At 72.6% G+C, this 21,260-nt stretch carries 21 protein-coding genes and 1 pseudogene; 6 read left to right on the forward strand and 16 right to left on the reverse strand.

Annotated features, from left to right (window positions below; translation table 11 throughout):
* Positions 1-76 precede the first annotated feature (76 nt).
* Both ACTWPW_RS44005 and ACTWPW_RS44010 read left to right on the forward strand, forming a co-directional pair.
* On the forward strand, positions 77-598 hold the full coding sequence (locus tag ACTWPW_RS44005) for a hypothetical protein (RefSeq protein WP_443172223.1): 522 nt from the start codon (positions 77-79) through the stop codon (positions 596-598).
* A gap of 134 nt (positions 599-732) precedes the next feature.
* On the forward strand, positions 733-1,854 hold the full coding sequence (locus ACTWPW_RS44010) for an NAD(P)/FAD-dependent oxidoreductase (protein ID WP_443172224.1): 1,122 nt from the start codon (positions 733-735) through the stop codon (positions 1,852-1,854).
* 229 nt (positions 1,855-2,083) lie between these two features.
* On the opposite strand, the gene ACTWPW_RS44015 is transcribed toward ACTWPW_RS44010, so the two are convergent.
* A complete protein-coding gene (locus ACTWPW_RS44015) occupies positions 2,084-2,590 on the reverse strand; it encodes a MarR family winged helix-turn-helix transcriptional regulator (RefSeq protein ID WP_443172225.1) in 507 nt (168 codons plus the stop codon).
* A 52-nt stretch (positions 2,591-2,642) separates the two neighbouring features.
* Here ACTWPW_RS44015 and ACTWPW_RS44020 point away from each other — a divergent pair, with 52 nt between their 5' ends.
* Entirely contained in the window at positions 2,643-3,542 is a 900-nt protein-coding gene (locus ACTWPW_RS44020) for an LLM class flavin-dependent oxidoreductase (protein ID WP_443172226.1), read from the forward strand.
* Between the two features lie 188 nt (positions 3,543-3,730).
* On the opposite strand, the gene ACTWPW_RS44025 is transcribed toward ACTWPW_RS44020, so the two are convergent.
* Entirely contained in the window at positions 3,731-5,200 is a 1,470-nt protein-coding gene (locus tag ACTWPW_RS44025; RefSeq protein WP_375113897.1) for a hypothetical protein, read from the reverse strand.
* Positions 5,201-5,302: 102 nt separating this feature from the next.
* On the opposite strand from ACTWPW_RS44025, the gene ACTWPW_RS44030 reads away from it, so the two are divergent.
* Positions 5,303-6,130, forward strand: coding sequence for a LysR substrate-binding domain-containing protein (locus ACTWPW_RS44030; RefSeq protein WP_375114168.1), 828 nt, complete (start codon positions 5,303-5,305; stop codon positions 6,128-6,130).
* A gap of 19 nt (positions 6,131-6,149) precedes the next feature.
* Positions 6,150-7,250: a hypothetical protein gene (locus ACTWPW_RS44035; RefSeq protein WP_375113898.1), complete on the forward strand. Its 1,101-nt coding sequence runs from the start codon at positions 6,150-6,152 to the stop codon at positions 7,248-7,250.
* 21 nt (positions 7,251-7,271) lie between these two features.
* Here ACTWPW_RS44035 and ACTWPW_RS44040 read toward each other — a convergent pair whose 3' ends face one another.
* The 5 genes from ACTWPW_RS44040 to ACTWPW_RS44060 all read right to left on the reverse strand — a co-directional run bounded on the left by ACTWPW_RS44040 (position 7,272) and on the right by ACTWPW_RS44060 (position 13,131).
* Entirely contained in the window at positions 7,272-8,126 is an 855-nt protein-coding gene (locus ACTWPW_RS44040) for an alpha/beta fold hydrolase (RefSeq protein ID WP_443172227.1), read from the reverse strand.
* A 75-nt stretch (positions 8,127-8,201) separates the two neighbouring features.
* A complete protein-coding gene (locus ACTWPW_RS44045) occupies positions 8,202-8,696 on the reverse strand; it encodes a hypothetical protein (protein ID WP_443172228.1) in 495 nt (164 codons plus the stop codon).
* A gap of 96 nt (positions 8,697-8,792) precedes the next feature.
* The gene (locus ACTWPW_RS44050; RefSeq protein ID WP_375113901.1) at positions 8,793-9,791 is read right to left on the reverse strand and encodes a LacI family DNA-binding transcriptional regulator; all 999 of its coding nucleotides are present in this window, start codon (positions 9,789-9,791) and stop codon (positions 8,793-8,795) included.
* 123 nt (positions 9,792-9,914) lie between these two features.
* Positions 9,915-11,447 (reverse strand): alpha-N-arabinofuranosidase, encoded by a 1,533-nt coding sequence (locus ACTWPW_RS44055; protein WP_375113902.1) that lies wholly within the window; start codon positions 11,445-11,447, stop codon positions 9,915-9,917.
* A 142-nt stretch (positions 11,448-11,589) separates the two neighbouring features.
* A complete protein-coding gene (locus tag ACTWPW_RS44060; protein WP_375114169.1) occupies positions 11,590-13,131 on the reverse strand; it encodes an MDR family MFS transporter in 1,542 nt (513 codons plus the stop codon).
* A 148-nt stretch (positions 13,132-13,279) separates the two neighbouring features.
* Here ACTWPW_RS44060 and ACTWPW_RS44065 point away from each other — a divergent pair, with 148 nt between their 5' ends.
* Positions 13,280-13,864: a TetR/AcrR family transcriptional regulator gene (locus ACTWPW_RS44065; RefSeq protein WP_364136371.1), complete on the forward strand. Its 585-nt coding sequence runs from the start codon at positions 13,280-13,282 to the stop codon at positions 13,862-13,864.
* Positions 13,865-13,952: 88 nt separating this feature from the next.
* Here the strand turns inward: ACTWPW_RS44065 and ACTWPW_RS44070 are convergent, their stop codons facing one another.
* From ACTWPW_RS44070 to ACTWPW_RS44110, 9 genes and pseudogenes are all read right to left on the reverse strand, one after another.
* Positions 13,953-14,387 (reverse strand): hypothetical protein, encoded by a 435-nt coding sequence (locus ACTWPW_RS44070; RefSeq protein WP_443172229.1) that lies wholly within the window; start codon positions 14,385-14,387, stop codon positions 13,953-13,955.
* A 64-nt stretch (positions 14,388-14,451) separates the two neighbouring features.
* Positions 14,452-15,117 (reverse strand): CAP domain-containing protein, encoded by a 666-nt coding sequence (locus tag ACTWPW_RS44075; protein ID WP_443172230.1) that lies wholly within the window; start codon positions 15,115-15,117, stop codon positions 14,452-14,454.
* A gap of 128 nt (positions 15,118-15,245) precedes the next feature.
* Positions 15,246-16,193 carry a fumarylacetoacetate hydrolase family protein gene (locus ACTWPW_RS44080; protein ID WP_443172231.1) on the reverse strand — a complete coding sequence of 316 codons (948 nt, stop codon included), beginning with the start codon at positions 16,191-16,193 and terminating at the stop codon, positions 15,246-15,248.
* A 13-nt stretch (positions 16,194-16,206) separates the two neighbouring features.
* A complete protein-coding gene (locus ACTWPW_RS44085; protein WP_443172232.1) occupies positions 16,207-16,593 on the reverse strand; it encodes a VOC family protein in 387 nt (128 codons plus the stop codon).
* Positions 16,594-16,613: 20 nt separating this feature from the next.
* Positions 16,614-17,138 (reverse strand): annotated as a pseudogene (locus ACTWPW_RS44090) (VOC family protein); the annotation flags it as partial.
* Between the two features lie 3 nt (positions 17,139-17,141).
* Positions 17,142-18,128: an amidohydrolase family protein gene (locus ACTWPW_RS44095; RefSeq protein WP_375113907.1), complete on the reverse strand. Its 987-nt coding sequence runs from the start codon at positions 18,126-18,128 to the stop codon at positions 17,142-17,144.
* Positions 18,125-19,237, reverse strand: a complete 1,113-nt coding sequence (locus ACTWPW_RS44100) for an FAD-dependent monooxygenase (protein ID WP_443172233.1) — start codon at positions 19,235-19,237, stop codon at positions 18,125-18,127. The genes ACTWPW_RS44095 and ACTWPW_RS44100 overlap by 4 nt, the downstream gene beginning before the upstream one ends.
* Positions 19,238-19,244: 7 nt before the next feature.
* On the reverse strand, positions 19,245-20,183 hold the full coding sequence (locus tag ACTWPW_RS44105) for a cyclase family protein (RefSeq protein ID WP_443172234.1): 939 nt from the start codon (positions 20,181-20,183) through the stop codon (positions 19,245-19,247).
* Positions 20,173-21,132: a fumarylacetoacetate hydrolase family protein gene (locus tag ACTWPW_RS44110; RefSeq protein WP_443172235.1), complete on the reverse strand. Its 960-nt coding sequence runs from the start codon at positions 21,130-21,132 to the stop codon at positions 20,173-20,175. The genes ACTWPW_RS44105 and ACTWPW_RS44110 overlap by 11 nt, the downstream gene beginning before the upstream one ends.
* Positions 21,133-21,260: the final 128 nt, after the last annotated feature.

The raw sequence follows: 21,260 nt of genomic DNA on the forward strand, positions 1-21,260 counted from the left end.
GGGCTGGACCGTCCAGCCGGCGGCCGCGGACTTCGGGCCCGTCGCGCCGGGCGCGTCCCGGACCCTGTCCTTCTAGGTGACGGTGCCGGCGACGGCGGGTCCCGGCAGCCATCCGGTACGGCTCGCCGCGACCTCCGACCAGGGGACGGCCGGGGAGCAGGTGATGGTCACGGTGATCGGCGACACCGTGGAGTTCACGCCCGGCACCCCGGCCGAGGAGCCCTGGCTGCTGGAGGAGGACGGGTCGCAGCTCGACGGCGAGGTGTACGACGGCCGTGCCCGGTTCACCGACGGTGACAGCCACGCCACCTACCGGTTCGAGCTGCCCGGCGGGGTGACCGGGGGCACCCTGACGCTGGAGCTCGGCAACCAGTTCCTGGTGCAGGTCTCGGCCGACAACCAGAGCTGGCGGACGGTGCTGCAGGAGAGCGCGAACGTGCGTGACCTGTCCAACCGGGCGCCGCGCGCGCTCGACGTCAACGAGCTGCGCGGTGATTCCCGCACGTTCTACGTGCGCATCGGGGACAGCCGGCCGCAGGACGGCTGGGGGTCCTGGCTCGCCAGGGTCCGGCTGGACCTGACGCGTACGGCGGGCTAGCCGGTTTCACCGGGCCCGGGGACTTTCGTCCCCGGGCCCCTTTTTTTGTTCGGGCGCGGCTTGCAGTTCGGGTTACGAACTAATATGGTTCGTATCCCGAACGAGATTTATGGATTTCTCAGGAGTGTGCCATCATGGGCCGGAAAGTTGTGACCATCGGCGGCGGGTACGGCGGCGCCAGCGCCGCCAAGGCGCTGGACCAGGACGCCGACGTCGTCCTCGTCGAACCGAAGGACGCCTTCGTCCAGAACGCGGTGTCGCTGCGCGCGCTGGTGCGGCCGGAGTGGGCCGACAACCTGTTCATCCCCTATGACCGGTTGCTGCAACGGGGCCGGGTCCTCAGGGAGCGGGCGGTCTCGGTCGACGCCGGCGGCGTGGTCCTGGGCTCCGGCGAGCGGCTCGACGCCGACTACCTGGTGCTGGCGACCGGCTCCGGCTACCCCTTCCCGTTCAAGTTCGACACCGACCGGTCAGGCCAGGCGCGCGAGCGGCTGCTGACCCTGCACGCCGGGCTCGCGGCCGCCACCCGCGTCCTGATCACCGGCGCGGGGCCGGTCGGGCTGGAGCTGGCCGGGGAGATCAAGGCGGTGTGGCCGGACAAGCACGTCACCATCGTCGACCCGGCCCCCGAGCTCCTCCCCCGCTTCGCCCCGCAGCTGCGCGAAGACCTGCGCCGGCAGCTCGACGCGCTCGGGGTGGACCTGCGGCTGGGAACGACCCTGGGCGCGCAGCCCCCGACCGAGCCCGGCAGAGCCGAGCCGTTCACCATACCCCTCACCGGGCCGTCCACCGGCGAGGAGATCTCCGCCGACATCTGGTTCCGCGCCCACGGCGTCACCGTCCACACCGCCTACCTCGGCGCGGACCTGGCCACCGCCCGCACGCCGGAGGGCTTCGTCCGCGTGGGCGACCGGCTGAACGTCCACGGCTTCGACCACGTCTACGCGATCGGCGACATCACCGACCTGCCCGAGGCGAAGATGGCGGGCAACGCGATGAGCCACGCGGAGGTCGTGGCCGCCAACATCCTCGCCCAGGTCCGGAACGAGCAGCCCACCAGCGTCTACCGGCCGTCCGAGGTGCCCTTCGTACTGCTCCCCCTCGGCCCCGAGGGCGGCGTCGGCCAGCTGCCCTCCCCCGACGGACCGATCGTCCTGTCGGGACAGACGGTCTCCGAGTACAAGGGCGCCGACCTGTTCACCGGCCGCTTCGCCGAGCTGTTCGGCACCGACACCCGCCGACCGGAGGCCGCCTGACGCGCCCCAAAGGCGACCCGACCGCGAAACTCCGCAACCGCCCGACCGCGAGCCCGGCCCGCGGCGGCCAGCCCGAGCAACGGCCCGGTTGGCGGCCCGATTGGCGGGCCGGTTGGCGGCCCGATTGGCCGCCCGATTGGCGGGCCGAGGATCCGGCCTGGCGACGCGCCCGACCCGCCATCCCGCCTGGCGACGGGCGTGACCGGGAACGCGGCCCGGTCACGCCCGGTCAGCGGCCGGAGGCGGGAGCTGGGGCGGAGGCGGGAGCGGAGGCGGGGGGCGTCTCGTCCCGCTCCAGGAAGATCATCGGCACGTTGTTGTCGCTGACCACCCGGCCGAGCAGGTCGGCGAGCTGGTCGCTCTCCCCGCCGTCGAGCCCCGCCGGAAGCTCCGCGATCCGCTGGCAGGTGGCGGTGTAGAACGTCTCGGCCAGCTCGCCGCCCCGCTTGGTGAGCGCGACGCGGACCGCGCGCCGGTCCTTCGGGTCGGGCTCGCGGCGCACCAGGCCGCGCTGTGCGGTCCTGTCCACCAGCTCGGTGAGGCTGGACTTGGCCAGCCGCAACATCGACCCGAGGGCGCTCATCCCGTACGGCTGCGCCATCAGCACGCAGAGCAGTTGCCCCTGCTGAGAGGTCAGCCCGTATTCGCGGGCCGACTCGGCGTAGACGGCGTTCACCAGAAAGGCCGACCGCACCAGCGCGGCCACGACCCCCAGATTTTCCTCAGCCTTAGCCACTCGGTTAGGCTACCACATATTGTTCGCTATACGAACTAATGGAGGGGTACCTATGACGGCGTTGTTCGGCGTCGGGATCTCAACCGCTGTAAGCGCCGCACGCGAGACCCTGCGGCACGCGGCCCAGGCCGATCGGGACGGGTTGGACCTGTTCACCGTATCCGATCACCCCTATTTCGCCGACCGCCTGGACGCCTACTCCCTGGTGGGCATGGCCCTGGGCGGCACCACGCGGATCGCCGGCCTGGTGAGCGTCACCAACCTGCCCAGCCGCCCCGCGCCGATGCTGGCCCGTACGATCACCTCGCTGTCCGCGCTGTCCGGGGGCCGGATCGTGCTGGGGGCGGGCGCGGGCGGCCTGTGGGAGGACATCGCCAGGCTGGGCGTGCCGAAGCTGGGGCCGGGCGCGGCGGTACGCGCGTTCGAGGAGGCCGTCACCCTCATCAGGGCGCTGTGCGGCGGCGGGGACCGGGTCACTTTCGACGGCGAGTTCTACCAGGTCACCGACCTGGAGCCGGCACCCGTCCCGGCCCCGCCGGTGTGGACCGGCTCGGTCGGGCCGAAGTCGCTGGCCGCGACCGGCCGGGTGGCCGACGGCTGGATCCCCGGGCACGCCGCCGACTGGCTCAGCCCCCGTTACCGCACCTCGCGCCCCATCATCGACCGCGCGGCCACCGACGCCGGCCGGGACCCCGGGGACATCTCCACGATCTACAACCTGCCCGGCGTCATCACACCGCACCCGCTCGCCAAGACCCGCGACCACGAGGGCCGCTGGATCGGCGGCTCGTCCGAGCAGTGGATCGAGGAACTCACCGGCGCCGTGCTCGACCACGACGCCTCGGGCTTCGTCTATTTCCCGGACGACGACACCCCCACCGACCTGGCGCTCGGCCGATGGGCCAACGAGATAGTCCCCGCCGTCAGAGAAGCCACCACCCCACGCCCCTGACCCCCGCCAGAGACCCGGACCACCAACCCCGGCCCATGGACCCGGGCAGTCGGGCAGAAGGCGACAGCGGAGCCGCGGGTGGTGGGTTGGTGGGCGGGGGCGCCGCCAAGGCCGCGCGGGTGGCGTTCGGCTCGCTAGCCTGGGCGGACATGCGCAGGATCGCGATCGTCGGCTGTGGTGGCAGTGCGTCACATGACGTGGATGTCCACCGACGGCCGCAGCCGGGCCGCCGACGCCAGCGCCTGGTGCACGGGGTGGTCGGCGAAGGCGCTCACGGCCTTGCCGTCGCCCGGGCCGGCCGCGGCGGGGAAGGCGATCTGCTCGTAGGCCGCCTGGAAGCGCGGCCCCCACCGGCGGGCCCCCAGCCGGGCCGTACGCGAGCAGTTGTCCACCATGTACGCCACATCCCGGGCATGCATGTACGGCAGCAGCGAGTCCACCGCCTCGATCACCGACTCGTTCACGATCTCCGACCACGGGTGCCCGCGCTCGGCGAACTCGTCCACCTGCGCCATCATGGTGCCGATGAACATCCCGGCGGTGAACGGCTCCACGGCCAGGTCCCGCCGCGCCCGCCGGGCCCGCACCGCGTCGCCGGCCGCCCACATCGGCGAGCCGCTGATCCCGCTCATCGGCCGCGCCGCCAGTCGCCGCTCGGCCAGGATCACGCTGCGCAGCTCGGTCCCGTCGGCGACCTCGTCGTAGATCTCGGCGACCAGGTCCCGGGCCGGGCCGTAGGCGGCGGCGTAGGCCCGGTCGAAGGTCTCCCGCCCGGCGGCGTCCAGGTGCTCGCGGACGGCACGCAGGCCGTGGCGGGAGATGGTGCGCGCGACGGGGCCGGTGATGTTCTCGCAGGAGCGCTCGTAGGCGGTGACGGGGTCGTCGCCGCCGAGCCGGTAGTGCCCGTACAGCGACTCGACCAGGCCGTGCACCGCGCCCAGCAGGATGGCCCGCTCCCCCACGATGTCCGACAGGTACTCGCTGCCGAGCGTCGTACGGAAGGTGTACGGCGCCCCGAGCGCCACCGACCAGCCCAGCGCCCGCTCGACGGCCCGCCCGTCCGGGTCGGCGTGCACGGCGAAGCTGCTGTTGATGCCCGCGCCGTTGACGTCGGCGCCCTGCAGATACAGGCGGCGCACCGAGTCGCCCATGCCCTTGGGGCAGACCGCGATGACGCCGTGCCCGTCGGGGAACGACCCGCCGCCGGCGCGCAGGTGGCCGAGCAGGAAGCCGTGCGACAGCCCGATGGTGGCGCCGGGACGCAGCGCGGCGAAGATCTCCCCGTGGTGGGCGGCCAGCGCGGCGTCGGCGATGAGCAGGATGACCAGGTCGCTGCCGGAGACGACGTCGAGCCAGTCGCCGAGTGACCCGTCCTGCTCGGTGAAGCCCTGGGCCCGCGCGTCGGCGGCGGAGCCGGAGCCGGGGCGCAGGCCGACTGCGACGCGGATGCCCGTGCCGGCGAGGGAGTCGCGCAGGTTGCACGCCTGCGCCCGGCCCTGGGGCCCCCAGCCGATCACGCCGATCTGCCGTACGCCCTCGAACGCCGCCGGCAGCAGCGGGAACAGGTGCCGCCCGCCGCGCAGGATCGTCTCGGTGCCGCCGGGCACGTCCATGGTCTCGAGCGGGAACACCGCGGAGGTGAAGGAGTTGGAGGTCATGCCAGAAGTTGTAGGATCCGCCCCGGCCCCGCGACAAGCGCAACATGTGCAGCGGGCCGTTGCATCGGATGAAAGGCCCAGGTCATCGACGATCAACGCGAGCTGCGCGTGTTCCTGCACCTGTCGCGGAGCCTGAACTTCGGCAGGACGAGCCTGGACTGCCACGTCAGCCCGGCGACGCTCACCCGGATGGTGCAGCGCCTTGAGGCGCGGCTGGGCCACCGGCTGTTCGACCGCGGCCCGCGCGGGGTGTCGCTGACCGCCGAGGGGCGGCGGTTCCGCGAGTACGCGATCGCCGCGCTGGACCTGTGGCACGCCTACCGGCAGGGCGATGCCGAGCCGGTGGAGCTGACCGGGCGGCTGGGGGTGTTCGCGACGGTGACGGCCTGCCAGGTCCTGCTGCCCGACCTGCTCGCGCCGTTCCGCGCGGCGCATCCGGCGATCGGGATCGACCTGAGTACGGGTGACGCCGCCGCCGCGCTGGCCCGCCTGGACGAGGGCGAGGTGGACGCCGCGGTCGCGGCCCTCCCGGCCCGCCTGCCCGAACCCCTGCTCAGCCGGACGGTCGCGACCACCGAACTGGTCTTCGTCACGGCCCGCGACCCCGCGGCGCCAGGGCTCGGCGGGCCGTTCGTGCTGCCCCGCCGCGGCCTGGTGCGGGAGGCGGCCGACCGGTGGTTGCGCGCCCACGCCCCGTCCAGGCCCGGGATCGCGGCCGAACCGGAGGGGCACGAGGCGCTGCTCGCCCTGGTCGCGCTGGGGTACGGCACGGGCATCGTCCCGCGCATGGTGCTGCGGTCCAGCGTCGTACGCGACCGGCTGCGCGTCGTCCCCGCCGAGCCGGCGCCGCCGCCGCTGGCCATCGGCCTGTGCGTACGCCGGGCCGACCTGCGCCGCCCACTGGTGGCCGCCTTGTGGAGCCTGACCTGAAACCTGAGAAGCTGGGGGGATGGAGTACGTCGTGCAGGTCGAGATCGAGCCGGCCCTCGGGGCGCCTGAGCTGGACGCATTGCAGTGTCATGGCGCCGGGGCGCTGCTGTCGGACGGGCTCGACGGCGTCGAACACCTCGACGGGCCGGACGGGATCGACATCGACCTGTACGGCTTCCGGGTGACCACCCATCCCAAGGGCGCCCTGCTCGGCGTGGTGGTGGAGACGTCGACGCTGGAGATCGCCGAGACCGGGGTCCGCCGGCTGGTCGAGTCCGTCCTCGAACGCAGCGAGCTGCTCGCGAGCTGGCGCGTCCTGCGCAGCGAGGTGGATCTGAACGAGGAGGCCTTCCGCGCCGGGCTGAAGGCCGCCGACGCCGAGCCGGTCGAGCAGCCGGTGGCTCCCGACGAGGGCGAGCGGTCACGCCTGCGGTTCCGGCAGGAACGGCTGGCCGGGATGCGGGCGTCGCTGATCTCCGGCGCGGCGCGGATGCAGGCGTTCGGCCTCGAACACTTCGGCTACCGCCCGGACGGGCCGGACCGCGGGGTGGCGTCCAGGGAGAGCGCCACGCTGGCCGCCGGCGCGTTGATGGCCGCCACCGACATCCTCATCGACCACGTGCTGGACGATGCCGAGACGCTGGCGGCCGAGGAGTCCACCGTGGCCGACGACCCCGGCGTGATGGCCCTGCACGGCCTGCCGCCGCAATACGCGCTGCGTTACGACGCCGCCTTCGCCCGCAAGTTCGCCGTCGCCACGATCAGCGTCACCGGCCGCCTGGCCGACGACACCTGGCGGCACCCGGCCTGCGTCGCCGAGGAGCTCGCCCTGCGCCTGCTCATCGAGGAGGCCAAGGCCGTCCTCGAGCTGTACGAGCTCATGGACTCGGACGAGGCCGAGTCCATCTACGACTTCTTCACCGACCACGCCTTCGACGACGTCGACCACGAGATGCTCTACACCCCCGAGCTCGACGGGATCGACGAGCACCCGGAGGCGGCCTTCCTGCGCATCGCGCCGATGGGCTTCGCCTCCTGGTTCGTCCCCTTCGACCGGCAGCGACGGGTGCACCCCTACCTGGAGGAGCCGGAGAGCTCACCCTCCGCGAACGCCTCCTGAGGCGGCCGCGGGGCGCCCCCGCTACTCCGCCAGGACCTGGCGCAGGGTGACGGCGAAGGCGTCGGGGTCGCCCTTCATGCCGAAGTCACCTTCCATGAACCCGCCGTGGTGACTGGGGAAGGTCACCGGCTTGGTGCCGAGCCGTTCGGCGACCGCCAGGCCGGTGCGGTGGGCCAGCTCGCCCTCCGACTCGGCCCCGACGCCGACGACAATGCGGGTGGAGGCCGCGCGCAGCGCCTCGAAGTCGTGCTCGTAGTGCGTGCAGGTCATGAGGTTCTGCCCGAACAGCGCGTCGTCGCGGGACCCGTCGTCGCCCGTCGGCATCCCCATCGTGGCCGGGTCGGGCACGGGCAGGTCCGCGAAGTCGGCCGGGATCTCGCCCCGCAGGCTGGTGATCGTGATGAACTTGCCCATCGCGCGCCCGAACCCGTCCCGCTCGTACGTCCGGCGGATGTCGACCACCGCGGCCAGCGCCGGCTCGCGGTCCGGCAGGGTCTGGACGGCCGGCGGCTCGTGCGCCACGAGCGTGCGCACCTGCTCCGGGTGCCGGGCCACCAGCGCCAGCCCGTTGACGGCGCCCCCGCTGCTGGCGAAGATGTCCACCGGCCCGCCGCCGAGCGCGTCGATCAGCCGGTGCAGGTCGTCGGCGTGCAGGTCGGGCGTCGACTCGGCGGCGCCGTCGGTCCGCGGGCTCCGCCCGATCCCGCGCGGGTCGTAGGTGACCACCGTACGGTCCTTGATCCGCGCGACCAGGCCCGCGAAGCCGGTGGCGTCCATCGGCGATCCGATCAGGAGCAGGGTGGGGTGGGTGCTCGCCCCGGCCTCGTGCACGTCGTAGTGGAGGACGGCGCCGGGTACCTCGATGGTGTGGGTCATGGGTCATTCCTTCCTGGGTCTCGGAAGTGTAGACCTGCGGGGGCGGCGGAACTCATCGCCCGGCGGCGCCCTGTCTCAGAAGTACTGCCCGATGCGGAACTTCCGGACGGTGAGCGGGCCCGCGGCGCGGCTGATCAGCTTGACCTTCCTGAGGCCGGTCGCCTTGTCGATCGTCACCTTGACGCACTTCATGCGGACCTCGTGGTCCCCCGGGGGCGCGTAGCGCGAGATGATCACGCCCCGCCTGCCGAAACCCCGCCCGGAGAGGCCGACCCCCACTTCGCGGTAGATACGCCAGGAGCCCTTCAGGGTGAACGCGGTGGAGCCGACGATCGCGTGGTTCGCCTCGACGGGGCAGTGGAGCAGCACCCGGATGACGTCGTTCTGGTGGGGCACCTCCGGCGAGACGCGGAAGGAGGTGAGCTTCTGCCACAGGGGCGTCGAGTCGTCGTCGTCATCCCCGCGCGCCACCTGCGCGGCGGCCGGGCCAGTGGTGACGACAGTGCTGAGGACTGCGGCGAGGACAGCGGTGACGGCGGCTGCCGCCGCCGGCCCCATGATGGATCGCACCCGTCGCCTCCCCCTGCGTGACCAGGCGTTCTCCCATTGTGGCCACCTCATGAAGGCCCGCGGCGGAGCCACGCCGGGAACGGCCCCACGGGCCGATCAGCCGGTCGACTCGCGGATCACCAGCTCGAAGGGGGCGACGTGCTGGCCGGTCGGGCGCAGCGGCGCCTGCATGCGGCCGACCACCAGCTCGACGGCCTTCGCGGCCATCCAGCCGTGGTCGGGCGCCACCGTGGACAGCGAGGGCACCATGAACTCCGACTCGGGGACGTCGTCGAAGCCCACGAGCCGGACGTCGCCGGGGACCCGCAGCCCGCGGTCGGCGAGGCCGCGCAGGACGCCTTGGGCGACGGTGTCGGTCACCGCGACCACGCCGTCGAACGCGTGGCCGGAGTCGACGAGGCGGTGGGCCGCGTCGCGCCCGGCCGCCATGGTCAGCCCGGCGAGGCTGACGAGCAGCGCCGGGTCGGGGGCGAGCCCCCGTTCGGCGAGCGCGGCGAGGTAGCCCTGATGGCGGCGGGTCACCACGTTCAGGGTCCCGGCGACGTCCCCGGTGACCATCGCGATCCGGCGGCAGCCCCGGTCGATCAGGTGCGCGGTCGCCGCCTTCGTGCCGTCCTCGTTGGGCATGGCGACGTGGTCGAAACGGCCGCCGAAGTCCTGCTCGCCGAGCATCACGATGGGGTAGTCGGCGCCGGCCAGCCGCTGGTCGCGGCGGTCCAGCTCGACCGCGCTGAGGATCAGGCCGTCGAACTGCAGCGTACGGGAGTGGGCGATCGCGTCGATCTCCCCGTCCGCCGCCGCGCCGGTCTGCTCGATCGCGACGTGGAAGCCCCGCCGCCGGGCCTGGTCGATCACGTGGGCGGCGAGCCGGCCGAAGTAGGGGCGGTCGATCTCGGGCACGGCGAGGCCGATGACGCCGGTCCGCCCGGACTTGAGGGTCCGGGCGGAGACGTTGACGCGATAGCCCGACTGCCGGATGGCCTCCAGCACGCGGAGGCGGACCGCCTCGCTGACCCCGGCACGGTTGTTGACCACGTTGGAGACCGTCATCTTCGACACCCCGGCCAGCCGGGCGACATCGCCCATGGTCACCATTTCGTCACCATGCCGTCACCTCGCGTTCTGTGCGCCGGAGGGTCCGCCCGGCCCGGGCGCGGCCGTGCGATCGAGCGTATCGCGGGTCGACGGGCCGCCCCTTTCGCCGCCGTGACGAACGGTTCAGGCGAGGTCGGCCTCCACCGTGACGAACGAGTGCGCGGGCAGGTGCACCCGCAGCCCGCCGGCCGTCGTGGCCGTGACCTGCTCGTGGGGGCGGGGGGCGACGGCGCCGGGCGTCTCGGGGGTGTTGTGGTCGTGCAGCTTGCCGGCGGTCAGGATCCGGGAGCGCACCCCGGTCACGGCGCCGCCGCGCAGGTCCAGCTCGACGTCGGCCGCCTCGGCCGCGTCCAGGTTGGACAGCGACACGAGCAGGCGGCCGTCCTTGCGGCTGGCCGACACCGAGACGGTGGCCAGCGTGGACTCGCCGACCTCGCGGGTGGGCACGGCCGAGGGGAGGTCCACCCGCAGCGAGGCCGCGTCCTGGTGGCCCTTGTTCATCTCGAACACGTGGTACGTGGGCGTGAGCACGAGCGCGCCCGAGTCGGGGTCGGTGAGGATCATGGCCTGCAGCACGTTCACCGTCTGGGCGATGTTGGCCATGACCAGGCGGTCGGCGTGCCGGTGGAAGATGTCGAAGTGCAGGGAGGCGACGAGCGCGTCGCGGAGGGTGTTCTGCTGGTAGAGGAAGCCGGGGTTGGTGCCCGGCTCGACGTTCCACCAGGTGCCCCACTCGTCCAGCACCAGGCCCACGTTCTTGCCCGGGTCGTAGCAGTCCATGACGTTGGAGTGGCCGGTGATCAGCTCGTCCACGTACGCGGCCTTGACCATCGTCCGGTAGTAGTCGTCGGTGCCGAAGACCGTGGCGTCGCCCTTGTCCTGCCAGGTGCCCGGGATCGTGTAGTAGTGGAACGACAGGGCCTGCATGAAGGCGGCGGGCCGGTACGCGCAGCCCAGCTCGCCGAGCTGCTTCATGAGCGTCTCGGTCCAGGCGTAGTCGCCGGAGTTCGCCCCGGCCGCGACCCGATACAGCTTGTTGTCGCCGTGGTCGCGGCTGTAGGTGCCGAACCGGCGGGCCTCGGCGGCGTACTGCTGGGCCGACATGTGGCCGCCGCAGCCCCACGCCTCGTTGCCCAGCCCCCAGAAGCGGATGCGCCACGGCTCCTCGCGCCCGTTCCGCTTGCGCAACCTGACCATCGGCGAGTCGCCCTCGCGGGTGAGGTACTCGACCCAGTCGCTCATCTCCTTGACCGTGCCCGAGCCGACGTTCCCGCTGATGTACGGCTCCGCCCCGAGCAGCTCGCACAGCGCCATGAACTCGTGCGTGCCGAAGTGGTTGTTCTCCTCGACGTTGCCCCAGTGGGTGTTGACCATCGACGGCCGCTGCTCCTTGGGCCCGATGCCGTCCATCCAGTGGTACTCGTCGGCGAAACAGCCGCCCGGCCAGCGCAGGTTGGGGATGTTCAGGGCGCGCAGCGCCTCCACCACGTCCAGCCGGATCCCGCCCTCGTTGGGCAGGTCGCTGTCCTCGCCCACGTAGAACCCGCCGTAGATGCACCGGCCCAGGTGCTCGGCGAAGTGTCCATAGAGGTGCCGGTTGATCACCGGGCCCGGGACGTCGACATTGATGATGGCGGGCACGACGACATTGCTCATCGATGAGAACCTTGCGTGTGGGGGTCAAGAGGGTGAGGCACTTCACTTTATCGATACACCAATGCGTGTCAAGGTCCCCATGACGGACGGAAGGCCGCGTCCCCGCGGGCGATACGGGGACGCGGCCTTCCGGGCCCGGTGGTCAGGCGGGGGTGACGGCCTTCTCCGGGGAGGCCGGCTCGGGCAGGTCGAGGCTGTCGCGCAGCCTGGCGGGCTTGAGGAAGGCCGCCGCGACGAGGCCCACGACGGCGATGGCCGCGGAGATGAGGAAGATGTGCCCGGTGGCGTCGCCGTAGGCGGCCCGGACGATCTCCTGGATCGGCTCGGGCAGGGCGGCGATGTTCAGGCTGGCGCCGGCCGCGGCCGCGTCGCCGGTGGCGGGGATGCCGGCCTTGGCCAGCCCCTCGACGATGCTGGCGGCGACGCGGTTGGCCAGCACGGCGCCGAGCACCGAGACGCCCACGGTGCCGCCGAGCGAGCGGAAGAAGGTGACCGCGCCGCTGGCCGCGCCGATCTCGCGGAGCGGGACGGTGTTCTGGATGACCAGGACGAGGTTCTGCATGGACATCCCGACGCCCACGCCGACGGCGAGCATGTACGCCGAGATCAGCACGAGCGAGGTCTCGTGGTCGATGGTGGCCAGGCCCGCGAAGCCGGCCAGCAGGACGACCAGGCCGACCAGGATGTAGGGCTTGGTACGGCCGCTCCTGGAGACCATCCTGCCGCTGATCGTGGAGGAGAGCAGCACGCCGACCATCATCGGGATGGTGAGCAGGCCGGCGGCGGTGGGGCCGTACCCGCGGCCGATCTGGAAGTACTGGCCGAGGAAGACCGAGCCGCCGAACATCGCCATGCCGACCGCGAGGCTGGCCAGGATGGCCAGCGCGGGGGTGCGGCGCCGGATGACGTGCAGCGGCACGACCGGCTCCCTGACCTTGGACTCGACCCAGGTGGCCACGGCGAGCAGCAGCACGCCGCCGCCGGCCATGGCCGCGGTCTGCCAGGACAGCCACTCGAAGGAGTTGCCGACGAAGGTGACCCAGATGAGCAGGATGCTGACGCCGGCCGCGATGAGCGTGGCGCCCCAGTAGTCGATGCTCACGTCGCGGCGGCGCACGGTCGGGATGTGCAGGGTCTTGGCCAGCAGCGCGAAGGCGGCGATGGTGAACGGCACGGCGATGAAGAAGCACCAGCGCCAGCCGAGCCAGGAGGTGTCGGCGATGAGCCCGCCGAGCAGCGGGCCGCCGACCGTGGCCACGGCCATGACGGCGCCGAGGTAGCCGTTGTACCGGCCGCGCTCCTTGGGGCTGATCATGGCGGCGATGATGACCTGGGCGAGGATCTGCAGCGCGCCCATGCCCAGGCCCTGCACGGCGCGGAAGGCGATGAGCTGGCCGGTGTTCTGGGCGAAGCCGCAGGCCAGCGAGCTGACCATGAAGATCACGATGGAGATCTGGAGCAGCAGCTTCTTGTTGAACAGGTCGGCGAGCTTGCCCCAGATGGGCGTCGAGGCGGTCGAGGCCAGCAGCGACGCGGTGACGACCCAGGTGTACTGCGACTGGTTGCCCTCGAGCGAGCCGATGATCTGCGGAAGCGCCACCGAGACGATGGTTCCGCTGATCATGGCGACGAACAGGACGAGCAGCAGGCCGCTGAGGGCTTCGAGGATCTGGCGGTGGGTCATCGGCTCCGCCGCGGACGGCGCTGCCGGCTGTGCACTCACGCGCAACCTCCGATCAAGGGAGAAAGGGATGGAACCTGGACACCATACATGCTCAAGTGGCAACTTTGCGCATTGAGCATTTATTCCCATTGGGTAAGCTGGTTCCATCATGAGCAGCACAGCAGGGTTGCGCGAGCGCAAGAAGGCCGAGACCCGGCAGGCCGTGCACGAGGCCACGCTGCGGCTCACCATCGAGCGCGGCCTCGACCACGTCACCGTCGAGGCCATCGCCGACGCCGCGAACATCTCGCGGCGGACGTTCTCCAACTACTTCGACAGCAAGGAGGACGCGCTGCTGTACGGCGACGAGCAGCACCTGGGCACCCTGGTGCGGCGCGTACGCGAGCAGCCGGCCGGCCAGTCCGCCTGGCGGGCGCTGCGCGGCGCGATGGAGAGCCTCCACGACGAGAGCGGCGTCCCCGACCGGGAATGGCACATGCGCGCCCGGCTGGCCATGCGCCACCCCTCGCTGCGGGCCAGGCAGCTCGCGAGCAGGTTCCGGCTGGAGAACGAGCTGAGCCAGGCGGTGACCGGCCGGGAGCGGCCGGGTGATGCCGCCCCCGAGCTGGTCACCGCCGCGTTCCTGGCCGCGCTGCGGGTCGCCTCGCAGTGGTGGTGCGCGGAGCACGAGACGCGCACGCTGCGCGAGCTGACCGGCCAGGCGTTCGACCAGATGGCCCAGCGCTTCGACTGAGCGCGGTCAGCCGCCGCCGGGCCGGCCCCTGCGGGAAGTCGCCAGCCGCGCGATCAGGTCGCGCCGGGGCCGGTGTTTCTCTCGCGGATCAGGTCGCGCCGGGACCGGCCTTCTCCTGCGCTTCCCGCATCTTGCCGGTGGCGATGAAGTCGACCGCGATCCGGTAGAAGCTCTCGATCGACTCGCCGGACTCGGCCCCGTCGCGGAACTGCTTGCGTACTTTGACGAACGGGAACGCCGTGCTGCCCTCGGGAAGGAGCACGCCCCACTCGTCGTCGTGCCTGTGCCAGCGACCCCCCGTGGCGGCGGCGACGCAGGCGCCCAGGAACGAGCCGAGCACGCCGACCAGGCCGTCGATCCGCTCCGGGTCGAAGTCCGGCCGGGCCCGCTGGCGCTCGATGAAGCCCTCGACCCACTCGACGGACTCCCGGTTGAGGCCGAAGTCCACCTCGCTCAGCGGCCCGAGCTGCTCGACGGCGAGACTGACGTTCTCCTCGATCCACCGCGGTTCCTGTTCGTCCATCCGTGGATGGTCGCACCGGCCGCCGGGCCGTTCAATCCGATTTCCCGGCCGGGCGGCCTGGCTGTCAGCGCCGGCAGCGCCCGTAGTCGACCACGTACGTCCCGCCGCCCGCCGCGCCCGCGCCGGCCGGGTCCGCCGCCCCTGCCGCCGCGCCGATGCCGACATCGGTCAGCGTCGGGCTCAGGACGATCTGGCGGTGGCCGTACGTGCTGACGTGCACCCACCAGTGGACGGCGGCCCGCGGCGTGCCCGATCCTCCGCCCCAGCCCGTGTAGGTGGTCTCGGCGTAGGCCCACGAGAGCGGGTTCGGGCAGTAGCCCGCGCCCGTGATCCGGCTGTACGGGGTCGACCCGGTCTGCGGGTTGGTGTGCGAGTCCGCGCCCGGCCGCCACCACTTCAGGGCCGCGGCGGCAGCGGCGTGCCCGGCCGCCGCGGTGTCGAGCTGGGCGTTGCGCGTGAGCGGGGCCAGCCCGGCCCTGGCACGCTCGGCGTCGATGAGGCAGTGCACCGCCTGCCGCACCATCGTGAGGTTGGCGCTGGTGGGAGCCTGGTCGTAGTACGCCGCCGCGGCGGCGCAGTTCGGCGCGGCGGCGGTCGAGGCGTTCGCCGTGTTCGCCGTGGCGCCCATGGCCGTGACGCCGAGGGCGGCGGCCCCGAGCAGGTAGGCGGTGCGTGCCAGGGGGCCGGCAAGCAGCGGACGCCGCCGGACGGATGGTGGCAACTCGCTCATGAGAGGACTCCTTTCGTTGGGTCCTCCAGTGAAACCGCGACCCCCGTGCGGGGGCCTGAGTAAGCCCTACTCAGATCTCCGCAGGTACGGTGTCCGGCTTGCCGCCTGTCCTACCTGCGGCCCGGGGTCTAGGGGCGGGTACGGGGGCGGGGGCGGGCCTTCGGGACGGGGGTCGGGGGCGGGCCGGCGACGACGGTGTTGCGGAGGGCGCCGATGCCCTCGACGGTCATCTCGACCACGTCCCCGGGCCGGAGCGGCGGCGGGTCCTGCCGGCCGCGCAGGCCCCACAGCTCGGCCAGGCAGCCGCCGTTGCCGCAGGTGCCGGAGCCGAGCACGTCCCCGGGGTGGACCCAGGTGCCGCGGGAGGCGTAGGCGACGAGGTCCTCGAACGGCCAGCTCATGTTGGACAGCAGGTCGCGCCCGATCTCGTCGCCGTTGACGGTGACCGACAGGGCCAGCCGGAGGAAGCCGTCGGCGTCCCGGTACGGCTCCAGCTCGTCGGCGGTGACCAGCCACGGGCCGAGGGTGGTGGCGGTGTCCTTGCCCTTGGCCGGGCCCAGGTTGACCTGCATCTCGCGGCCCTGAAGGTCCCGGGCGGACCAGTCGTTCATGATCAGGTATCCGGCGATGTGCTCCCGGGCCCGCTCGGGGGTCAGGTCGCGCCCTGAGCGGCCGATCACCGCGGCCACCTCCAGCTCGAAGTCGAACGCCAGGCAGCCCGGCGGCACCGGCACGTCGTCGTGGGGGCCGATCACGGCATAGGGGTTGGTGAAGTAGAAGGCGGGGGCGTCGTACCAGGCTTCCGGCACCCCGGCGCGGCCGTCCACGCTCCTGCGCACGCCTTCGACGTGTTCCTCGAAGGCGACGAAGTCGCGGACGGTCGGCGGGCGCAACGGGGCGTGCAGCCGCACGTCCGCCAGGGGGACGGGGTCGCCCGCCCGCGTCCCCGCTCGGCTCAGGTCGCCGTCCCTGAGCAGGTCGAGGAGGGTGACCCCGTCCGGGAGCGGCCGTACGGACGTGTCCTGCACGACGCCGCAGCGGGTGCGGCCGTCGTGGGTGAAGGCGGCGATGCGCATCCGGCGGGCCCCGTCAGACCGGCGGGGCGACGAACACGCCGCGGTCGACGTCGTTGAACGACTCCTTGGCCACCAGCTCGTTCATCGGATTGGCGGTCCCCCACTGATCGGTGACCTCGGGCCGGGAGAAGTCATGGACGTGCGGGTGCCAGGCGTCCTCGTCCAGCTCCTCCAGCTCGGTGGTGTACTCGACGGTGTTGCCGTGCGGGTCCAGGAAGTAGGAGAAGGTGTTGTCCCCGGCGAGGTGGCGGCCGGGGCCCCAGATCATGCGGACGCCGGCGCGCAACAACCTGCCGGTCCCGTACATGTACTCGTCCAGGCCGCGCAGCTCGAAGCTGATGTGGTGCAGGCTGGCGTGCGGGCGCGGGCGATGGCCATGCTGTGGTGCTGCGGGTTGCACCGCATGAAGTGCATGACCTGGCCCATGTGGGGGTGGGCGAGGGTGTCGGACAGGGCGAAGCCGAGGTGGGTCTCGTACCAGGCGCGGGTGGCGTCGATGTCGGGGGCGTTCAGCACGACGTGCGAGAGGCGGACCGGGACGGACTCCTTGGCCTCCAGCTTGCGGTGCCTGCGTACGGCGACGTCGGCGGAGACCTCGACGGTGCGGCCGTCGAGGTCGAAGAAGCGGAACCCGTAACCACCGCCGGGGGTGTCCAGCTTGCCGGGCTCGGAGATGAGCCGCACCTCGGCGGCGCGCAGCCGCCCGGCCAGGGCGTCCACGTCCTGCGCCGAGGCGGCGCCGAAGGAGACCAGGTCGAGCCGCTTGTCCTCCGCCTTGCGCAGGCGGACGACGTACTGCTCGGGCGATCCTTCGGCGGCCAGGAAGCTGATCCCGGTGTCGCCCGCGACCTCGGTCAGGCCCCAGACGCCGGCGTAGAAGTCGCGCTGCTTGTCGTAGTCGGGCACGGCCAGGTCGACGTGCCGCAGGTGGGTGATGAGTCTCATCGGTCAGTCCTTCAGGTCGAAGAGCCGGACGGCGTTGCCGCCGCGGATGCGGGCGTCGTCCAGCCCGGCCGCGCGCAGGGTCGCGAGCGGGTCGGGGTCGCCCATGTCGAAGGGGAAGTCGGAGCCGAGCAGCACGCGCTCGGGGCCGGCGACGCGGACCAGGGCGCGCAGGGCGGCCGGGTCATGCACCAGCGAGTCGAAGTGCAGCTCGCGCAGGTAGCTGCCGGGCTCGCGGGCGCAGGTGCGGGCGTCGGGGCGGACCCGCCAGCCGTGGTCGGCCCGGCCCAGGTAGTAGGGCAGGTAGCCGCCGCCGTGCGCGGCCAGCAGCTTCAGCCCGGGGTGCCGGTCGAGCACGCCGGAGAAGATCAGGTGGGCCAGCGCGACGGCGTTCTCCACGGGCTGGCCGACGATGTTCGACAGGTAGAAGCGATCGAGGCGCTCGTCGAGCGTGCAGCCGAACGGGTGCAGGAACACCACCGCGCCGCTCTCCCCGGCCCGCGCCCAGAACGGCTCGTAGGCGGGGTCGGACAGCTCCAGGCCGGGGGCGTGGGAGGAGATCTCCACGCCCTTCAGCCCCAGGCCGAGGGCGTGGTCCAGGGCTTCGGCCAGCAGGTCAGGGTGCTGGAGCGGGGCCAGGCCGAGGCCGTGCAGGCGGTCGGGGGCCTCGGCGCAGTGGGCGGCGGTGGCCTCGTTCGCCAGCCGCCACACCGTACGGGCGAGCTCGGGGCCGGCCCAGTAGTGGTAGTGCGACGGTGACGGGCTGACGATCTGCGTGTCCACCCCGGCCGCGTCCATCGCCGCGAGCCGGTCGTCCACCCGGGTGAGCGGCCCGATCCGCTCGCCGATCATCCTGCCCGACACGGCCAGCGCCTCGGGCCCGTTGCGGCGCGCGTCCAGCTCCCGGTGGGCGGCGTGGCCGGGGTCCCCGGCCACGGCCTGCTCGATGCCGGGCAGCAGCAGGTGCGCGTGCACGTCGATGGTGCGGGTCATGGCCGCTCGGTGACCATCGCGGCGATGCGGCCCATCAGTCCGGGCACGTCAGCGTCGCGAACCCCGTCGAGCTGCCAGCGGGCCAGCCGCACCGACGCCTCGACCACCGCCCTGACGCGGGCGTGGCGGCGGTCCATGAACGTGTCGAACAGGTCCTGGTCCAGCCGGTCGGCGGCGAGCAGCAGCTCGGCCAGGACCGCGGCGTCCTCCAGGCACTGGGCGACGCCCTGGGCGAGGGTGGGCGGGCAGGCGTGCGCGGCGTCGCCGATCAGGACGACGCGCCCGCGGTTCCACGGGCGGTCGAGCAGCAGCGACTCGAACCAGGTGTAGTTGATGCGGTCGGGGTCGGTGATGTCGGCGCGGATCTCGTCCCAGACGCCGCCGTACCCCTCGGCCAGGGCCCGCATGTGGGCGCACTTGTCGCCGACGGCGTCCCTGGGGCGGGCCTTCTCGACGAGGTAGGCGTACATGGTGTCCTGGCTGGTCGGGCAGTAGCCGGCGATGAAGCAGGGGCCGCCGTAGACGAGGTCGGTGCGCTCGACCTGCTTGGGGCGGCGGGTGTGGACCCGCCAGATGCCCATCCCGTTCGGCTCGGGGGCGACGTCGATGCCGAGCAGGCCACGGACGTGCGAGCGGATCCCGTCCGCGCCCACGACCAGGTCGTACTCGGCGCTCGTGCCGTCGGACAGGCGCACCCGGCCGTCGGTGGCGAGCGCGTCCACGGTGAGCCCGTACCTGACGCGTGCCCCCGCCTCGCGCACGGCGGCGGCCAGGACGGCGGCCAGGGCCGGCCGGTTCATGCCGAGCGTGGCCGGCAGGTCGGGCCCGCCCATGCGGGCGTCGGGGATCTCGGCGAGCAGGCCCCCGTCGGGAGTGCGCAGCCCGAGCAGGTCGAAGGCGAACCCGGCCGCGCTCACCTGCTCCCACACGCCAAGGTCGCGCAGCACGCGCAGGGCGTTGCCCTGCAGGGTGATGCCGGAGCCGAGCGTGGTCGGCGCCGGCTCGATCTCCGCGACGTCCACGCCGACGCCGGCGCGGGCGAGCAGGATCGCCAGCGCCGAGCCGGCGGTGCCGCCCCCGACGATCAGGACGTTCTCGATTGCGGGCATGGCTGCCTCACTTGATGGCCAGGGGGTTGACGGGGGATCCGACCGCGCCGGTGACCGGCAGCGGGGCGGCGCTGAGGAAGAACTCGTACACGCCGTCGGCGGCGCAGTCGGCGGCGAGGGCGTCCAGGTCCCACATCTCGCCGACGAGCAGGCCGAGGTGCGGGATGACGACCTGGTGCAGGGGCTGGAAGGCGGGCTCGAACTCGTTGGGGCGCACCTCGAAGCCCCACGTGTCGGTGGCGATCGCGGCGATCTCGGTACGGTGCAGCCAGCCCGCCGTCCAGAACGACAGGCCGGGGGCGGGGCCGCCGGCGTACTCGCCCCAGCCCTCCCGCTTGGCCCTGGCCAGCCGGCCGGTGCGCACGCACACGAGGTCGCCGCGCCGGATCTCGACGCCGTGCGCCTCCGCGGTGGCCGTCAGGTGCTCCTCGGTGATGGCGAAGCCGTCGGGCAGCTCCCCATGGACGGCGGCCACGTCCAGCAGCACCCCGCGGCCCGCCACGTGCGGCGCCAGGTGCTCGATGCCGGTGACCTGGTCGCCCTCGCTGGTGACGACCTTGTCGGCGGGGCGGCCGTTCCACGCCCGGCCGTGGTCGAAGATGTGGCCCAGGCCGTCCCACTGGGTGGAGCACTGCAGCGGCATGGCGATCACGTCGTCGGCGCCGCCGAACCCGTGCGGGAAGCCCTGGTCCCCATGTACGGCGTCCAGACCGGTGTCGAGCATGGTGTGCACCGGGTTCGTCCGCCGCCGCCAGCCCTTCTGCGGCCCGGCCATGTCGAACCGCTGCGACAGCGAGAGGCTCGCGCCCCGGCGGATCAGCCCGGCCGCGGCGGCCCGCGCGGCCTCGTCGATGAAGTTGACCGTGCCGAGCACGTCGTCCTCGCCCCAGCGGCCCCAGTTGGAGTATTTCGCCGCGGCCTCGGCGATGGCCTGCTCAGCGTTCATCGCGGCACCCGTTCCGCTGCGTGCCCAGACCGGTGATCGTGCCCTCCATCACGTCGCCGGCGCGCAGCAGCCGGCCGTGGTGCAGGCCGTTGCCCGCCGGGCTGCCGGTCAGCACCACGTCGCCGGGCAGCAGCTCCACCGTCTGGGAGGCGTAGGAGACCAGCCGCGCCACGTCGAAGATCATGTCCTTGGTGGACTCGTCCTGCATGACCTCGCCGTTGAGTCGCAGCGTCACTCGCAGGTTCGACGGGTCGGGGACGAAGGCGGCCGGCACCAGGTACGGGCCCAGCGGCGTGAACGTCGGGGCGTTCTTGGCCCGCAGCCAGTCGGTGCCGATCTCCGGCATGTCACGGCGGAAGACCACCTCGCGGGCGGTGACGTCGTTGGCGATCGTGTACGCCGCGACATGTTCCAGCGCCTTGTCCGGATTCACCCGGAACGCCGGGCGGCCGATCACCGCGGCCAGCTCCAGCTCCCAGTCGGGCTTCGTGCACCAGGCCGGGATCACCACGTCGTCGTACGGGCCGGTGACCGAGGACGGCAGGCCGATGAACACGTACGGCTGGTCCTCGGCCGCGCGCCGGTCCATCATCGCCGCGACCTCGGCACGCACCCGCTCGGCCGGGCGGCCGTCCGCGGGCTCGTGCGCCACGGCCAGGTCGATGACGTGCGTGCGGTAGTTGGCGCCCGACTGCAGGATCCGGCGGGGCTCGACGGGCGCGTGCACCCGCAGGTCCGGCAGCGGGAGCCACTCCCCCGCCGCCGCGGCGGCCTCGTGCAGCAGCGGCAGCACCTCGTCCCAGCGCTCCAGCAGGGCGCGGGTCTCCGGCGCGTGGCCGGTCAGGTCGAGGACCCGATCGGCGACGACCAGGCCGGGGAAGGCGGGGCCGGGGCCGGCCGAGAAGGTGCCGAGCGCGAAGGGGCCGGCAAGGGACGGGGATGTTTCCACGAGGTTTCCTCCGGGTTTGTGGCTCAACCTTCGGCCATCCGGATGGATAAGGGAAATTGATTCTCCGGATGACCGTCATCCACCGCGTGGATGCCTCGGAGCGTGGCGTGAACCCGTGCGAGGTCCCT

Origin of the sequence: Nonomuraea sp. KM90, from assembly GCF_052246675.1 — a bacterium.
Lineage (GTDB): Bacteria > Actinomycetota > Actinomycetes > Streptosporangiales > Streptosporangiaceae > Nonomuraea.

Coding starts and splice junctions, on each gene's coding strand:
- ACTWPW_RS44095 (WP_375113907.1), bottom strand. CDS start 18,128: ATGACCCGCACCATCGACGTGCACGCGCACCTGCTGCTGCCCGGCATC.
- ACTWPW_RS44100 (WP_443172233.1), bottom strand. CDS start 19,237: ATGCCCGCAATCGAGAACGTCCTGATCGTCGGGGGCGGCACCGCCGGC.
- ACTWPW_RS44010 (WP_443172224.1), top strand. CDS start 733: ATGGGCCGGAAAGTTGTGACCATCGGCGGCGGGTACGGCGGCGCCAGC.
- ACTWPW_RS44070 (WP_443172229.1), bottom strand. CDS start 14,387: ATGGACGAACAGGAACCGCGGTGGATCGAGGAGAACGTCAGTCTCGCC.
- ACTWPW_RS44035 (WP_375113898.1), top strand. CDS start 6,150: ATGGAGTACGTCGTGCAGGTCGAGATCGAGCCGGCCCTCGGGGCGCCT.
- ACTWPW_RS44080 (WP_443172231.1), bottom strand. CDS start 16,193: ATGCGCATCGCCGCCTTCACCCACGACGGCCGCACCCGCTGCGGCGTC.
- ACTWPW_RS44060 (WP_375114169.1), bottom strand. CDS start 13,131: ATGACCCACCGCCAGATCCTCGAAGCCCTCAGCGGCCTGCTGCTCGTC.
- ACTWPW_RS44065 (WP_364136371.1), top strand. CDS start 13,280: ATGAGCAGCACAGCAGGGTTGCGCGAGCGCAAGAAGGCCGAGACCCGG.
- ACTWPW_RS44040 (WP_443172227.1), bottom strand. CDS start 8,126: ATGACCCACACCATCGAGGTACCCGGCGCCGTCCTCCACTACGACGTG.
- ACTWPW_RS44055 (WP_375113902.1), bottom strand. CDS start 11,447: ATGAGCAATGTCGTCGTGCCCGCCATCATCAATGTCGACGTCCCGGGC.
- ACTWPW_RS44050 (WP_375113901.1), bottom strand. CDS start 9,791: ATGGTGACCATGGGCGATGTCGCCCGGCTGGCCGGGGTGTCGAAGATG.
- ACTWPW_RS44025 (WP_375113897.1), bottom strand. CDS start 5,200: ATGACCTCCAACTCCTTCACCTCCGCGGTGTTCCCGCTCGAGACCATG.
- ACTWPW_RS44075 (WP_443172230.1), bottom strand. CDS start 15,117: ATGAGCGAGTTGCCACCATCCGTCCGGCGGCGTCCGCTGCTTGCCGGC.
- ACTWPW_RS44105 (WP_443172234.1), bottom strand. CDS start 20,183: ATGAACGCTGAGCAGGCCATCGCCGAGGCCGCGGCGAAATACTCCAAC.
- ACTWPW_RS44020 (WP_443172226.1), top strand. CDS start 2,643: ATGACGGCGTTGTTCGGCGTCGGGATCTCAACCGCTGTAAGCGCCGCA.